We start from the raw sequence: 15,709 nt of genomic DNA, 5'->3' as shown, positions 1-15,709 counted from the left end.
TTCATATGGGAACTACTTTTTCTGTAACTGGTCGTGTAGTCGGTACTGACTCTCCAGGGTGCTTGATATCACTAACTAAAATATAACCAATATATTGATAGCCAGCATGTTGAGTCGATATTTCTGGTGAATTTTCATCTTCCGCTACTAAGTAAGCTCGATCATAACTGCTTAGCTCGGCAAAATTTGGACTAGCACTAGCCACTGAACTTCCTACTCCTACAACCGTCGAAGCCACAATGATAGCTGTCAAAAAGCGATATTTACGTGCTCGTTTTGGCAGTACTCCTAGCCCCATGATCAGTGCTGTAGCTCCAAGCAACCCTAATTCCCAAGGCATTTCAAGTTCGCCCGTTTGTGGTAAATTCTGCGTTGCCACCGGGCGATAAACTAGATAATAGACTTGGTCACTACCAACTTTAGTCTTAGGTGGATTATCATAAATAACTTTTCCCTTTGTTCTGAAGTTAAACTATTCTCAGTTACATGCTGGAATTTGATCTGATACTGTTCTTTTTTCTTTGTTCCGATATGAGTACCCGCTATCTCATCCCCTTGGATAACTGCGGGAGTCCCGAAAACAAACATTGTCCCAACTAAAACAGAAAATACTCCCTGTGAGAATTTTCTGATCGCAAATTGCTGTTTTTGTTCCCCCATCTGCCACTTCGAGCGGTTTGACTTAGCCATAATTTTCTCCCTTCACAATTCACACCATAAATTGCTACAAAACTTAAGTTAAAATAATTAAATTTTTCTAAAATTCTTCCATCCTGCTGTTAAATTACCATATATCAGAATGTTTCAGCAAGTTTTTGAGCCAGCTTTACCTTAATATGTTTTAGACGCTGCCATTCTGCTATAATATTAAGCATGAACACTAGGAATTTTTAAAAAACATGAGGTGACACCGATGTCAAAGCAAAAAAAATTCTATCTCCTGCTGCTTAGTACTTTTTTAGGTTTATTTTGTTTAAACTTTAAGTCAACTACAGTAGCTGCTCGTACTTCTTTTACCATGGGGATCTTAGAAAATGATAAGCCATATAGCTACAAAAATGGGCAAAACTGGCATGGCTTTTCTATCGAATTAGCCCATCAATTAGAAGAAGTGACCGACACTAAGATAAACTTCCAAGCGTATTCGAGCCAAGAAAAAATGCAAACGGCTTTAAAAAACGGGCAGATCGACTTCATCTTGGGTGATAAAGCTAATTTTTCTAAGAGTTATCAAAGTACCAAAGCTTTCCTCTATCCCAAAAATGTCCTCTTTACCCGCCAAGATGCTAAAACAAAAAAACTCGATAAAATGTTGCATAAAAAAGTGGGGCTGCTAGAAAGTGGCCAACAACAAGCTCTCCTAAAAGAGCTCGATTTAAAGCCCGTCGTCTTCGCTGATCCAGCAGAACTGCTGGCAGCCCTTGAAAAATCACAAATATCAGCGGGCATCCTAAACGACTACAACTACTATGCCCTCTTAAAAGCTGAGCCCACATTAGCTAAGGCTCCGGTCAAGGCGACTAAGGCCGAAGAAAATGCTGTTTTACACCGCATTTCAGATCCAAACGTCTTAGCATCATCTTTGAGTTTGATCACCCACAATCATCCCAAGATAAATGAAACTTTAACAAAAGGCATCGACGAGTTGCGCTCTACCGAAAAGATCGCTGAGCTCTCGCAAAAATATTTCACCAAGGATCTGACCTTAAATTAAAAAAGCGATCCACTGCCATGAATTTCATAACAGTGGATCGTTTTTTATTTTTGTAACATTGAGTACAAGACACCTTCACGTACGCCACTTTCTGAAAAGATGACTTCAGAGATCTGTAAGTATTCCAATAAAAAGGCAACTGGCGTCAGGCCACCTATGATGATATCTGCTCGAGGCGCCTCACTTCCCAAAACAGCTTTTCTTTGCATCATATCTTTACCGAGCCAATCGGTATATGTCTCTAAAAACATATACGCAGATAATTTCAACCCATGGATCTGATCAAGTTCATCTTTACCTGACCGCAATAACTCTTGGCGAGCAACGGTGCGGTTGGCGCCACCTAGTAAGACTAGTGGTAAGCCTTCCCCTTCCTTTAACCAAGGAAGCTGATGGAACTTATAATTTAAAAAGCGGGCAAAAGAAAAAAGGTCGCGAGCACTGATCTTATCAGTCGCATGAAATTTCTCAGTCAAACTGACCGCCCCATAAGGAATGCTGATATAATTCACAGCTTTTCGATCTTTAACTACAACTAGTTCAAAGCTACCGCCACCCATATCACAGATCACACAATCTTTGACAGTCAAAGTATTGACCACTGCTAAATAATCATAGTAGGCTTCTGAACTTCCTGAGAGCACTTCAACATCAACATCAGTAACTTCTTTGACTTGTTGTAAAAATTCATTTTGGTTTTGCGCCTCACGCACGGCAGCTGTGGCGATCCCGCGAACTGACACGTTAGGCAGATCGCGATAAAGTTTTTTAAATTTCAACAATGCAGCTAAGGTCCGCTGAATAGCCTGAGGTTGCAAGATCTTTTGACCATCGCTTTGCCCCATTCCTTCGACTAAACGCGTCATCTCTTTGGCTCGTTTGATCTCTTTGAAACTACCATCAGGCGCGATCTGCGTGATCGACATGCGCGTCGAATTAGAACCAAAATCAAGCATCACTAAATTTTTCAAATTCCACACCTCGACTTATTTAAGTACCTTTATCTTATCACATTTTCCTCAGAAATCATTAATATAAATGTCGTTTCCACAAAAAAAGACTGACATCTGCCAGTCTTTTATATTAATCAAAATAGTTGACGCCAATAGCAGCCCGTACTTCAGCTAAAGTTTGTTCTGCTACCGCATTTGCTTTTTGACTACCTTCTTTTAGCATTGTGTAAACACTAGGGGTATCCTTAGCAAATTCTTCTCGGCGTTGTCTGATCGGTCCTAATTGAGCTTCAAGCACTTCGTTTAAGTAACGCTTGATCTTCACATCCCCAAGGCCACCAGCTTGGTAGTGTTCTTTTAATTCAGCCACTTTTTGTTTGTCGGGATCAAAGATATCCAAATACGTAAAGACCATGTTGCCTTCGATCTGACCAGGATCTTCAATGTGGATATGGTTAGGATCGGTATACATTGACATTACTTTTTTGCGTAAAGTATCGGCATCATCGGCTAAGTAGATCGCATTGCCTAAAGATTTACTCATCTTCGCATTGCCATCAAGCCCTGGCAAACGACCAGATCCTTTAGGTGGAAAGACACCCTGTGGTTCGACTAAAACTTCTTTGCCATAGATCGAGTTAAAACTACGTACGATCTCACGCGTTTGTTCCAACATTGGTTCTTGGTCATCACCTACTGGGACCAAATTAGCCTTAAACGCAGTAATATCAGCTGCTTGACTCACAGGATAAGTGAAAAAGCCAGCTGGGATCGAACGTTCAAAATTCTTTTGGGCGATCTCAGTCTTGACAGTCGGATTGCGTTCTAAACGTGAAACAGTAACTAAATTCAAATAATATAGATTTAGTTCTGCTAAAGCCGGGATCTGTGATTGCACAAAGATCGTTGATTTAGTGGGGTCGATCCCCACAGCTAAATAATCCAACGCAACTTCGATCAATGAATTTTTGATCTTTTCTGGATCGCGGGCATTATCCGTCAATGCCTGTTGATCAGCGATCATGATAAAGGTGTCATATTTACCCGTATTTTGCATTTCGACCCGATTTTTTAACGAACCGATATAGTGTCCGATGTGCAATTTACCTGTGGGACGATCACCAGTCAAAATAATATCTTTTGCCATAATATTTTCCTTCCCTAACTTGAGCGTTTAAACAGGTCAGATACTAAAAAAACGCCCTAATACCATAAAGATATTAGGACGAGTTACCGTGGTGCCACCTAACTTGCAAAATGCCGCTCAATTACTTATCTAGTTGTCTTCTCGCGGCATCCAATTCATAAAGTCGTGCATCTTCTCAGCTAATCGATGCCTCTCTGTTAGGTGACTCACTACTATTTACCGTTCAGCGAAGTTTAACTTTATTGTAGTTGATATTAGTGTCGCTGTAAAGTAGTAAATTTTCGTAACATGTGACCTCATTTTAAATATATCAATTTTTCACCTTAAGTAAAACTAATAGCTACCAGCAGGTTCCCATCTGTATTATAATGTAGGTAAAAATTTCGGAAAAAGAGGTGAGCTGATCATGCGTGATGTTAATAAACATCTTAAGCGCGAATATGAAGACTGGGAAAAGTTCAAGCCAAAGAATTGACTAAACTAAATGCAGCTATGCGCCATTTATCACTCAATGTCTTTGCCTATCTTTTGATCTCGATCATCGAATGGATCTTAGCCTCGATGAGTCACTCACAAACTTTACGGGCGGATGCATTCAACAACTTATCCGGGATCATTTCGACTTCACTATTGATGATCGGGATCCACATTGCCCGTGACATCGATGATGATGACATTGCCGGGGTCGTTCCCTTGCCTAAACTTTCTTTGCACAAAACTGGAAATGATCAACGGATCCAATTTACCCGCTTTCGCTATGAGACGATCTTTACCCTCGTCACAGGGATCGTAATGATCGCTATCTCATTGAGCGTTATTTTCCAGGGGATATCCGGGCTATTTTCACCTGATAAACGAGTCGTACCGCAGCCGATTGCTTTAGTCGGAGCTGGGATCGCTAGTGTTATCATGTTACTTGTCTGGCATAATAATAAAAAATGGGGGCATCGCTTACAAAATGCCTCATTGATTGCCTCAGCTCAAGATAGTTTGAGCGATGCCTTGACGAGTTTAGGCACACTGATCTCGATCGCTGGTGCTCTCCTATTTAAGATCAATTGGCTTGATGGTGCAGCCAGTATTCTAGTCGGTTGTTTTATCTTATATTCCGGCGCACGGATCTTCATGGAGAGCAGTTTGAATCTCGCCGATTACTTTGATCCTAAGGCAGAAAATACCTTCCGTATGGCGATCAAAAGTATCAAAGGTGTCACCGAAGTCGATGAATTGAAAGCCCACTACAATGGTAATCTAGTTACCGTTGATGTTGTGATCATCGTCAATGCTAACATGAATGTCTTAGAGAGCTATCACTTAGCCGAATACATCGAAGACATGATGCGCCGTAAATTTGGGGTGATCGATACCGATGTTTCATTTATCCCTGATACAAACACGATCACTGCTAAAACTACCAAAAATCTAACCCCAAGAAAAAGACGTCCTAAATAAGGTAACTCTAGGACGTATATCTATAGAAAGTTGAGGTCTTATTATGCAAACAGAAACAGCAATTTTTGCCGGTGGATGCTTCTGGTGTATGGTCAAACCATTCGATACCTATCCAGGCATCAAAAAAGTTATTTCCGGTTATACAGGTGGACATACCATTGATCCGACCTATGAAGAAGTCAAAACCCAAACAACAGGCCATACCGAAGCCGTTTTGATCGAATTTGATCCAAGCGTAGTTTCATATGAACAACTGGTTGAGATCTATTGGAATCAAACTGACCCAACTGATGCGATGGGACAGTTCCAAGATCGCGGTGATAGCTACCGTCCCGTTATCTTCGTCAAAGACGACACCCAGCGTGAGATCGCCGAAAGATCACGAACAGCGCTAGCAAATAGTGGACGGTTCGACAAGCCGATCGTGACCCAGATCGAAGATGCTAAACCTTTTTATCCCGCTGAAGAATATCATCAAGATTTTTACAAAAAAGATCCAGCACGCTTTGAGTTAGAAGAAGCTGGTGGTCGCCAAGCTTTTATCGAAAAATATTGGAAATGACTAGATCCGAGTTTACCTATTGGGTGGACTCGGATTTTTTATTAAAGATTTTTTATCTTTTTCACTAAAAAATCACTTACGAAGGGCTAACTTACTTTGCTATGATAATCACTGTTTTCGCTTTATAAGAGAAAGGATCGATCAATTGGAAACAACAAGTAAACAAGCACGTGTCCAGGTAGAACGCCCCATGCTAGCAATGATCGGCGTTTTAGTCGGGGCTTTTGTGGGGATGTTTTCAGAAACTTCTTTAAACATTGCTTTGCCCCAACTCATTCGTGCCTTAAATATTTCAACCGCTAGTGCTCAATGGCTCGTCACAGGCTATATGTTAGTGATCGGGATCGTTTTGCCCTTTTCAAGCTTATTGACTAAATGGTTTTCTACCCGTCAATTAGTGATCTTTGGATTGAGTGATTTTCTTTTAGGTGCTATTATTTCAGCCCTTGCTGCTTTAGCTACTTTACTTTTGACTTTCGGTGAAAATATCGATCCAAGTGCTAAAGCAGCTACAGCCTTTACGACTGGGGTCCATTATGGGATCTACTTTACCATTGCATTAATTATTTTAGGTTTAATTATTTCACTTGGTTTGCGTAAAAAAGAAAAATAACCACAAAAAGTGGAGCGCCCAACATTTCTAAGGGAGCTCCACTTTAGTTTTACCTTAAAATATCGATCAAATTCTTATTAGCTGCTTGACGGGCTGGTAAGAGTCCAAAAATGATCCCAACTGCTGTCGAGACCCCAAATGCCAATAAAAATGAATTGAAGGTCACCACAGCTGTGATATCGCCTGGTATAAATTTGGCGATCGCATGCGCAAAGAGCCAGCCAAAGCCAAAACCGATCAAGCCACCACTGACAGTCAACATGATCGCTTCCAGCAGAAACTGGAATAAGATATTGCTTGGTGTGGCTCCGATCGCTAACCTGATCCCGATCTCTTGCGTACGCTCAGAAACTGAGATATACATCATATTCATGACCCCGATCCCAGCGATAAACAACGAGATCCCGGCGATCGCACTGATGAAAAGAGTCAAGGTATCCATCGTCTTAGAAAGTTGTTCTAGCATACTTCCCAGATCCAAGAAAGCATACTCACCTTGATCTTTAGCAGTCGCATTCTTTTTCAAATAATCAACAACTTTATTAGTTACTTTAGAAGCATTTTCTCCCTTGGTGATCGTCAACTTCAAAGTATTTCCCTGTGTCTTACTTATTCCATTAGCAAAGTAAACATCTTTAGGGACGATCACATCCCCTGAAGTTGGATCATTTATATCAGCTAACTGATTTTGACGATAGATCCCAGCGACGACATAATTGGTGTTATTGATAAAGACAGGCGTACCGATCGCACTTTTAATATCCTTATATTCACGTTTAGCTAACTCCTTAGTGATCAATACTTGAGGTCTAGCTTGTAAGAAAGTCTGCTGTGTAAAATTCTTACCTTCTACGATCAATGAATCAGCGATCGGCTTAGTCGTTACGCCCAACGAGACCGTTGTATCAGCATCATTGCCAAATTGAGCATAGCTTTGAATACCGGCCTTTTTAGTATAGAGCTGAGCTTTTTGGACTTTGCCCGAGAAGTTTTGTTCGATCGCTAAAATATCATTTTGCTTAAAGCCGACCGCCTTTGGATCAGTCGACATAAACTCGATCGTTGTTGTCTGTTCCCCACTACCAGTTAGCTTAAAATTATTGATCAGCTTCTTTTTGACCCCATTTCCTAGGGCAATGATCGTGATCACCGCTGCGATCCCGATAATGATCCCGATCATCGTCAAAAAACTACGCTTGGGATTGACTTTTAACGATTGCCACGCTGTTTTCAGTAATTCGATAAACTTCATTAGCTTCTCCCCTTTGCCTTATGCTCTGTATCTTCTGTCAAACGTCCATCTAAAATATGTACCAGACGATCAGCTTGAGCTCCCACATTCGGATCATGGGTCACGATAATGATCGTTGTATCGTTATCGTGGTTCAGTTGTTTGAATAAAGCCATGATCTCCTTAGACGTTTCACTGTCTAAAGCACCAGTCGGCTCATCTGCGATCAAAAATTTAGGCTTGGTCACGATAGCCCGGGCGATCGATACTCGCTGTTGCTGGCCCCCTGAAAGATTTTTAGGTAATTGGTCTTCATAGCCTGCCAAACCTACCGCCTTTAAAACTTCACGGACACGCTCCCTGATATATGCTCGTTTTTGCCCCGCATATAATAAAGGCAATCCGACATTTTCTGCGATCGAAACATTTTGGATCAACTTGAAGTTTTGAAAGACAAAACCCACATTTTGATTTCGTAAACTAGAAAACTGAGCCCGCGTATATTCATGGATCGGATGTTCATAGTAGAAATAAGTTCCTTCAAATTGGTCATCCAAAAAGCCAATGATATTGATCAAAGTCGATTTCCCTGAACCTGATTGGCCCATGATCGCCAAAAATTCACCTTGAGCGATCGTTAAATTGATATCATGGAGCACATGATAGCTGTTTGGACCTTGAACATATGACTTATTGATATTTTTTAGCTCAATCATTGGTCTCAACTGTTTTTCCATCTTTTAACCCCTTATCTGGATCAACAATGACCCGTTGGCCTTTATTCAATCCACTCTTAACGATAAAACTTCCATTAGATTTTGTTCCAGTAACTGCGACCCGTTTAGCTTTACCAGCTTCCACGACATAGACATGACCAGCTTTGACACTAGACTGTGGAATTTGCACTCCTGTTTGGGTGATCATTACATTGAGTGTTTGCCCTGCCATAAATTTCGTACCGTCTAACGGAGCTGTTAATTCATATTTAGAATCGTTGGCCTTACTATTTTGTGCTGGTGTATTGGCTAAATAACCTAAATTGGTCGTTTGCTCATGCTTAGTTGCTAAGGCTGTCACCTTGAGCTCCTGACCGACTTTAACTTTCGGATAATCATATTCTGAAAGTTGGGTACTCAACTGGAGATCATCTGAAGATAACGTCACACTTGGTTGCCCAGTTTTATCATATTCAACGGTTACCGTGCCCGCAAATGGTGCAGTCACAGTTCCATTGACGCGCCCATTAAGTGTATTTAGTTTATTTTGCGCATCGGTCACTTCCCCACGGGCGTCTTCGAGTTGGTTACGTGCAGTCGTTACTTGGGTCTGCATTTCAGTATAACCTTCATCCTCGCGACTCAGTTGAGCTAACTGTCTTTGTGCTTGTTCGACCGCTTGTTGTTGTTGATTGACTTGTCGTTGCGCTTTAGCCAAAGCTTGGCGGGCCTCCGTTGCTTGTTCTTCATAGGATTCGCTAAAAGTCGTCATCACCGCTTGACCTTGCTCCACATGGTCGCCATTCTGAACGGTCACACTTTGCGCTTTGCCTGAAGTTGGTGCTAAAACTTGAGTTCTAACGGCTTCAACTTTCCCCGAATAAGTCAATGGAGCTGCCTGACTGACCTTGACCGTTGCATATTTCTTATTTTCAGCGGCAGGCGTACTTTTTTTCAATGTACCATAAACTAAGTTTCCCACCATCACTAAGACGACTACCCCCAATAGGATCTGCCACCATTTGAATCTTTTTTGTTTCATAAAAACTCTCCTTAACTATTTTTTACAAGTATACCCAGCAACCAAAAATCTTACAACCAGTTTCATTGTAAATAATTTTGAGCCTGCTAAAAAGCTTTTGAGCATAATTGGTCATTTTTGTCACATATCTGCACTAGATCCATGTTATAATAACCTGATTGCTTCTAAATTTTAGTAATTACTGAATTTAGGAGCTTTTTGCACGTTTCATACAGAAAGGATGATTTGCTTGGACAATGCAAAAAAAGCCGAACAAGCTCATGTTGATCACGTCGAAGAAGAGATCACGCGCCAACTCACGCTAAATGAACAAGAGTATCAAAAAGCTCAACTTGAAACTTCACTGGTCGAAAAAAATTACGGACAAAATGCCAAGATCAATACTTTCGAAGTAGATGATCAAATGGAGACCAATGCCGAAGTTCAACAACAAAAGCAACTGGTCGCCAAAAACTTAGAAAACGAAAAGATCTTAGCCAAACAAGTCAAGACCTTAAAGCAACTCAAAAACTCGCCTTACTTTGGGCGGATCGATATCCTTGATCCAGGTGAAAAAACTCCCGAGACCCTTTATATTGGGACCGCATCCCTTGTAGATGAACACCAAAACTTTTTGATCTATGACTGGCGAGCTCCGATCTCCTCGATCTATTACAATGGGACTTTAGGAAAAGTTACTTACGAAACACCGATGGGCGAATTGGAGACGACCTTACAAAAGAAACGCCAATTTACGATCGTTGAAGGACAGATCAAAAATATGTTTGACACTAATGAAACAGTCGGTGATGAAATGCTCCAACAAGTTTTAGGTGAACATAACGATGAATATATGAAAAATATCGTAGCAACGATCCAAAAAGAACAAAACGATATCATCCGTAATACCAAACATGAATTATTACTAGTTCAAGGGGTGGCGGGCTCAGGAAAGACCTCAGCCATCTTACAACGGATCGCCTTTTTGCTCTATCATAGTCGTGATAAACTCTCAGCCGATCAGATCGTCTTATTTTCACCTAATTTGCTCTTCAGTCACTATATCTCTGAAGTTTTGCCAAGTTTAGGCGAGCGTAATATGCGTCAAGTAACACTAGCTGAATTTTTAGCGCAACGTTTCCAAGGCTTAAAGGTCGAAACTCTCTTTGATCGCTATGAAAAGCAACGCACCCTTACAACTACCCAAAAAAAGATCCGTGCTAAAAAAGAAGAAGCTAGCTTTATGGAAATAGTCCAAAAATATCTCGAGCACCTAACTCCAGCTGAACTCTGCTTCAGTGACATCACTTTAGATGGTGGACAAGTCTTCTTCTCCAAAGCAGAGATTACCGAGATCTACCAAGGGCTCCCCTTGAAGATGAAGCCAGCTCAACGCTTCCATGAGACCAAAAACATCTTGATCAAGCGCCTCAACCGGCGGATAAAGCAAGAAGCCAAAGCCAACTGGGTCTTAGAAAAAATCGATAATTTAGATGACCGTCAATACTATGACTTATTGGGTACTAAGACACGTGGGCGTTTCCAAGCCGTTGATGATGAGATCGATCATTTAGCACGTAAGATCGTTGAACAAAAATTTGCGATCGTCTATGATGCGCTCTATAACGATTATTTCTTAGATATTTATGCGCAATACCAACACTTTTTAGCCCAAACTTTACCTGAAAGTGTCGCTGAATTCAGCGAGCGCCTGGAATTTCATCAGATCGCGTTGGAAGACTGTGCACCACTGCTTTACCTACGCGATCTTTTGACAGGGAACGGGCAAAATCAAGGGATCGTACATCTTTTTGTCGATGAGATGCAAGACTATACTTTGCCACAACTGATCTATCTTAAACACTGTTTCCCTCAAGCCAAATTGACTCTACTAGGTGATAGTGAACAAGCCCTCTTCAATCCGCTCCAAACACCGCAAGCACTGCTGAATTCACTTAAAAAAAATCTCAAGCCGCGTTCGAGTCACGTAGTTTCGTTAAATACGAGTTATCGTTCGACCGCACAGATCACCGACTTTATGAAGGCTTTATTGCCTGATGGAGCTACGATCAACTCATTTACGCGGGATGGCAAATTACCCCAGATCATCGCTTCACCCGATCAAGCAACTGGACTGATAGCCTTGAACAAAGCCCTACACCAACAGCTTACGACAAATGATACCGTGGCATTGATCACTAAAGACCTTGCGCAAGCCCAAACACTTTACCAACAGCTTCACCGTGAATTTTCGCCAACTCTGATCGGTGATCAAGATCGGGCTTTACCAAAAGGAGTCGTTATCTTGCCGATCTATCTCGCTAAAGGTCTTGAATTTGATGCTGTTATCGCTTATGATATCTCAAAGGAAAACTACCCCCTATCTGACCTGGGGATCTTGTATACGATCTGTTCACGTGCGATGCATGAATTGACCTTGATAACGATCGGTGAACCTTCACCGCTTTTGCGGCAGCTTTCACCTAAGCTATATACACTTAAAACTGAATTAGTGCTTAAGTAGCAAAAATTTTTTAATTTTATTCCTTTTTTGCTTGCACAAAATTACTCAATCATATATACTAATTTATGTATTGAGTGATGCCATTTTAGCTCAGCAGGTAGAGCACCACCATGGTAAGGTGGGGGTCACCGGTTCAAGTCCGGTAAGTGGCTGACGTTAAAGACCCGTAAATTAAAATTTACGGGTCTTTTTTTAATAATTTTTCTTATTTAACTCCAGTGTTGGTGCTTGTCTCGGACTAGCATCTGTTATATTCAAGCTATCAAACATATTGGAGTGATCACAATGGAAAATGATTTAGAACTGACCAATTTATTATTTCAACTAAAAACTTTTGCCGACAGCTTAGCCTTGCAACTATTGGTCAAAAAATACCAGCCAATGATCTTAAGCTTGATCGGTCATTTTCACTTACAATTTTTAGATACTGATGACCTCCTGCAAGAGGCGCGTATCATTTGTTATCAAACAGCTTGTTCCTTTGATCCCACTAAAGCCAACATTACTTTTGGTGCTTACTTTAAACTCAGCCTCTGTAATCACTTTCGTTCGCTCTTGCGGCGTGAAAATGCCCAGAAACGGCTGCTTGAAAAACAGGTCATTTCCCTTGAAGCATTGCTTTATGAAAAAGGCGATGTTTTGCCGATGACGCCCTGTGATCTTGAATTAAGGATCGAACTTGAATTACTTTTGCAGAAGTTGCCGACCTTACTCACCCCTTTGGAATATCAAGTTTTTTGTGCTTATCTTCATTACCAAAAAGCGTCTCTTGTTGCCCAAAAACTCGAGTTAAGTCAAGCCCAGATCAATAATGCTATGCAACGCTACCACCATAAACTAGCCCGCTGGTATCAAAAAAATGGTCAGTCTCCTATTTAGAATAGGACACTAACCATCTGGATTATTTAATTTTTAGTAACAAATGATATATCCTGGGAAGAAATTCATCCCGTGATGGTGTTTACCATAACAATCTTTTTTAGGTACTTTTGGTTTATGGCAATGTTTCGGATAATTCAATGGTGGACAGTAACGATTGATCAAGGTCACTTGGTTTTCACCTGTGTTTACTTGGTGGGTAAGATACCCTTTGATCTGTGTGACTTCTACAACTTGATATTTGATGGCTTTACCATTTTGTTTTGCTGGCAGATCTTTCCATGTGTATTGCCAGTTGTTCTTAGCGCTAAGTTCAACTTTACCACCGTAGATCTGACCGTTAGCATAAAGCTGTACTTGGACAGATTTAGGACGAGCGCATGCGTAGTTATTGTTGTCTTGCCAGATCTTTTTGACTTCAAACTTAGTTGTCGCTGGTTGATAGCTATTGATCAGATCGTAGCCATTGACCTTTGTTTGGTAGTCTTCGACTGGTTCTTCGGTAATAGCATAATTGATCTTCTTACCTAAATAATATTCAGGAACATTTTTAAAGCTATATTGCCAGTTATCTTTAGCTGTTACGACCTTACTTTGAACTTTGTGACCGTTAGCGATCAAATTGACGACGATCTTTTCGGGACGTTTACCATCTTGGTTATTTTTATCTTCCCAAGTCTTTTTCCCTGAAATATCGATCATTTTAGCTTTACTGACGACATGTTTGAGTAATGGGGCTCCCATCACGAATTCAGTCGCTTTGATCTTGAGTTTTTCATCAGTAGCTTGATAGCCTTCAGGTGCCTTAGTTTCAACTAAGGTGTAGTTATCACGCAATAAACCTGTGATCTGGGCAGTACCATCAGCACCAGTCGTCACAGTCTGAACACGTTCTCCAGTTGAATCCCGGATCACATCAAAAACAGCGCCAGAAAGTGGTTCACCTAATTGATTTTCTTTATGAACTTTGAGCGTGTAAGTGTGACCCGTTGCATTCCCGCTGGAAGTTTGATAGACAACATTAGCTGTATATTCGATCGGTTCTAAGTTATCAGCCGTCATTTGTGCTTTGTTGCTAAAAGCTTCGCCAGGTACTGGATCATGGGCTACTTCAACTTGATAAACGATCAAATAGCCTTCGCCATTGATATCACCTAAGTCAATGTCAAAGCTTCTTTGATCAGCTGCCACATTGACTTTATATTGCGAGGTCACATCAACTTCATTAGCCAAGAAAAAGCCATTACTACTGTTTCCAGTTTGAGTTAATTTCCAATCACCCTTCTTGATCGTAAAGCTACCAGCTTTGTATTTCAAGCCAGCTGAAACCAACGTATCCTTGATCTTAACATTTTGGTAATCTTTCTTACCGCCGTTGACCCGGATCGCATATTGGATCACTTTGCCTTTTCCATCTATAAACCATGTAGACTTAGAAAATGCTTCGGTAGAATCATCATGTCGGTTTTCATAATCGATCTCGCCTAAAGGTTTGACTTGACCATCAACATCAAGTGTCAACATGAGCTTTTTACTTTCTTTAACGACCTTAGTATCAACGCGTAAAGCCAAGGTGAGCGTTCCAGTGATATTGGAATGCTTTTCCACAAAGTCAGTATAGACCATCTTGATCTGCTTGTTAGCTGCATCGATCTTTGCGTGAGCTACAACATTTCCTTGTGTATCCTTGATCTCAAAATTAGTATTGCGTACCGAACGTAACTCAGCTGGCAATTGGATGAGCGAATAATCGCCTTCTTTGACTTGATTATTAGGCAAGGTAAAACCCATTTTTAAGGTCAAGTCAGTGTATTGGTCGATCTTTGTTACTGCTTTTCCATCAGCTGTTAACGACAATTGTTTCACATCAGCAATAACTTTGGTCGGCGCCCGTGGATTGATCTCAGACACCGCTTCTTTTTGGACTACCTGTGTATTTGTTTCAGGTCGAGCAGTATTATCAGCAGATGTTGTTGTTTTCTGCGCTACCTCCTGCTCTTGGGCAGCTTGTTCTTTGGTGGTAACTACACTAGTCGCTTGTTGCTCACTTTGAATGTCATCTGCAACTGCTACTAGTGGTGTCGTAAAGAACGCACCAATGAACGCTAGTAACACCAAGTAAACACTCATTTTTCTTCTCATTTTTATTCCCTCCAAAAACACCCGGAATGTTCAATAAAGTTTTAAATACCTAATATCGGTCATGCACTACCAACAATTAAATAATACCACAACTTTTTAATTTGTAAATAATTATTTTTTAATGTATATTTAACTTAAATACACACATTTACATAAAAGTTATTAATAATAAATACATTTATTTTTATGCTCTATAATTGCTAGTGATATCAATATTTCACAACTTATTCGAACGCAATTGACCAAAAAAATTCACTGCGAATTTAGGCTAAGTCTTATTAAGTCTTATCCAGCTAATTTTAGTCTTCTACACTACAAAAAGACGATCGCAACTAGCCTCTATGAGCCAGATACGATCATCTTTATGCATTCATATGTATTCCAGTTGCACATAAATAACCTTACTGAAATATTCCCCTTTTTTACCCGACATATGCCTTACAACACTTGAGAAATAGCAGAAAAAAAGCCGCAACCAGTTAAAAACTGATCACGACTTTGGACGCGTAGCAACTTCCTACCCTCACAAGGGGCGATCCCCTAACTACTATCGGCGTTATAAAGCTTAACTTCTGTGTTCGAAATGGGAACAGGTGTAACCTTTATGCGATCATCACTACACTAAGCGGAAGACGGGATTCGAACCCGCGACCCCCACCATGGCAAGGTGGTGTTCTACCACTGAACTACTTCCGCAAAAACGCGTGGCAACTTCCTACCCTCGCAAGGGGCGATCCCCTAACTACTATCGGCGT

13 protein-coding genes, 2 tRNA genes, 1 rRNA gene and 1 pseudogene are annotated in these 15,709 nt (G+C 40.8%); 7 read left to right on the top strand and 10 right to left on the bottom strand.

What is annotated here, in order from left to right:
* Position 1: 1 nt before the first annotated feature.
* Positions 2-379 (bottom strand): LPXTG cell wall anchor domain-containing protein, encoded by a 378-nt coding sequence (locus FC30_RS07200; protein WP_143828588.1) that lies wholly within the window; start codon positions 377-379, stop codon positions 2-4.
* A gap of 11 nt (positions 380-390) precedes the next feature.
* The gene (locus FC30_RS07195; RefSeq protein WP_010689720.1) at positions 391-690 is read right to left on the bottom strand and encodes a YSIRK-type signal peptide-containing protein; all 300 of its coding nucleotides are present in this window, start codon (positions 688-690) and stop codon (positions 391-393) included.
* A 223-nt stretch (positions 691-913) separates the two neighbouring features.
* On the opposite strand from FC30_RS07195, the gene FC30_RS07190 reads away from it, so the two are divergent.
* Entirely contained in the window at positions 914-1,714 is an 801-nt protein-coding gene (locus FC30_RS07190) for a substrate-binding periplasmic protein (RefSeq protein WP_010689721.1), read from the top strand.
* Between the two features lie 44 nt (positions 1,715-1,758).
* On the opposite strand, the gene FC30_RS07185 is transcribed toward FC30_RS07190, so the two are convergent.
* Positions 1,759-2,685, bottom strand: a complete 927-nt coding sequence (locus FC30_RS07185) for a Ppx/GppA phosphatase family protein (protein ID WP_010689722.1) — start codon at positions 2,683-2,685, stop codon at positions 1,759-1,761.
* Between the two features lie 112 nt (positions 2,686-2,797).
* On the bottom strand, positions 2,798-3,814 hold the full coding sequence (gene trpS, locus FC30_RS07180; protein ID WP_010689723.1) for a tryptophan--tRNA ligase: 1,017 nt from the start codon (positions 3,812-3,814) through the stop codon (positions 2,798-2,800).
* A 406-nt stretch (positions 3,815-4,220) separates the two neighbouring features.
* Here trpS and FC30_RS07175 point away from each other — a divergent pair.
* The 3 genes and pseudogenes from FC30_RS07175 to FC30_RS07165 all read left to right on the top strand — a co-directional run bounded on the left by FC30_RS07175 (position 4,221) and on the right by FC30_RS07165 (position 6,441).
* A pseudogene (locus FC30_RS07175) lies at positions 4,221-5,266 on the top strand (cation diffusion facilitator family transporter).
* A 43-nt stretch (positions 5,267-5,309) separates the two neighbouring features.
* Positions 5,310-5,828 carry a peptide-methionine (S)-S-oxide reductase MsrA gene (msrA, locus tag FC30_RS07170; protein ID WP_010689727.1) on the top strand — a complete coding sequence of 173 codons (519 nt, stop codon included), beginning with the start codon at positions 5,310-5,312 and terminating at the stop codon, positions 5,826-5,828.
* Positions 5,829-5,973: 145 nt separating this feature from the next.
* Complete coding sequence (locus tag FC30_RS07165) at positions 5,974-6,441, top strand: MFS transporter (RefSeq protein WP_010689728.1); 468 nt, start codon at positions 5,974-5,976, stop codon at positions 6,439-6,441.
* A 49-nt stretch (positions 6,442-6,490) separates the two neighbouring features.
* Here the strand turns inward: FC30_RS07165 and FC30_RS07160 are convergent, their stop codons facing one another.
* From FC30_RS07160 to FC30_RS07150, 3 genes are read right to left on the bottom strand one after another with little or no spacing between them, the layout of a single operon-like run.
* Positions 6,491-7,693, bottom strand: coding sequence for an ABC transporter permease (locus tag FC30_RS07160; RefSeq protein WP_010689730.1), 1,203 nt, complete (start codon positions 7,691-7,693; stop codon positions 6,491-6,493).
* Complete coding sequence (locus tag FC30_RS07155; protein ID WP_029507348.1) at positions 7,693-8,388, bottom strand: ABC transporter ATP-binding protein; 696 nt, start codon at positions 8,386-8,388, stop codon at positions 7,693-7,695. The genes FC30_RS07160 and FC30_RS07155 overlap by 1 nt, the downstream gene beginning before the upstream one ends.
* On the bottom strand, positions 8,381-9,430 hold the full coding sequence (locus tag FC30_RS07150; RefSeq protein WP_010689733.1) for an efflux RND transporter periplasmic adaptor subunit: 1,050 nt from the start codon (positions 9,428-9,430) through the stop codon (positions 8,381-8,383). The genes FC30_RS07155 and FC30_RS07150 overlap by 8 nt, the downstream gene beginning before the upstream one ends.
* 229 nt (positions 9,431-9,659) lie before the next feature.
* On the opposite strand from FC30_RS07150, the gene helD reads away from it, so the two are divergent.
* The 3 genes from helD to FC30_RS07135 all read left to right on the top strand — a co-directional run bounded on the left by helD (position 9,660) and on the right by FC30_RS07135 (position 12,812).
* The gene (gene helD, locus FC30_RS07145) at positions 9,660-11,933 is read left to right on the top strand and encodes an RNA polymerase recycling motor HelD (protein WP_010689734.1); all 2,274 of its coding nucleotides are present in this window, start codon (positions 9,660-9,662) and stop codon (positions 11,931-11,933) included.
* 79 nt (positions 11,934-12,012) lie between these two features.
* Positions 12,013-12,085: transfer RNA gene (locus FC30_RS07140), tRNA-Thr, on the top strand.
* A gap of 133 nt (positions 12,086-12,218) precedes the next feature.
* Positions 12,219-12,812: a sigma-70 family RNA polymerase sigma factor gene (locus FC30_RS07135; RefSeq protein ID WP_010689736.1), complete on the top strand. Its 594-nt coding sequence runs from the start codon at positions 12,219-12,221 to the stop codon at positions 12,810-12,812.
* A gap of 33 nt (positions 12,813-12,845) precedes the next feature.
* Here the strand turns inward: FC30_RS07135 and FC30_RS07130 are convergent, their stop codons facing one another.
* The 3 genes from FC30_RS07130 to FC30_RS07120 form a co-directional block, all read right to left on the bottom strand.
* On the bottom strand, positions 12,846-14,954 hold the full coding sequence (locus tag FC30_RS07130; protein ID WP_010689738.1) for a Cna B-type domain-containing protein: 2,109 nt from the start codon (positions 14,952-14,954) through the stop codon (positions 12,846-12,848).
* A 504-nt stretch (positions 14,955-15,458) separates the two neighbouring features.
* Positions 15,459-15,575, bottom strand: a 5S ribosomal RNA gene (gene rrf / locus FC30_RS07125).
* A gap of 3 nt (positions 15,576-15,578) precedes the next feature.
* A tRNA-Gly gene (locus tag FC30_RS07120) sits at positions 15,579-15,650 on the bottom strand.
* Positions 15,651-15,709: the final 59 nt, after the last annotated feature.

The organism is Ligilactobacillus animalis KCTC 3501 = DSM 20602, assembly GCF_001434535.1.
GTDB lineage: Bacteria > Bacillota > Bacilli > Lactobacillales > Lactobacillaceae > Ligilactobacillus > Ligilactobacillus animalis.
This window is presented reverse-complemented; position numbering and strand designations above follow the sequence as displayed.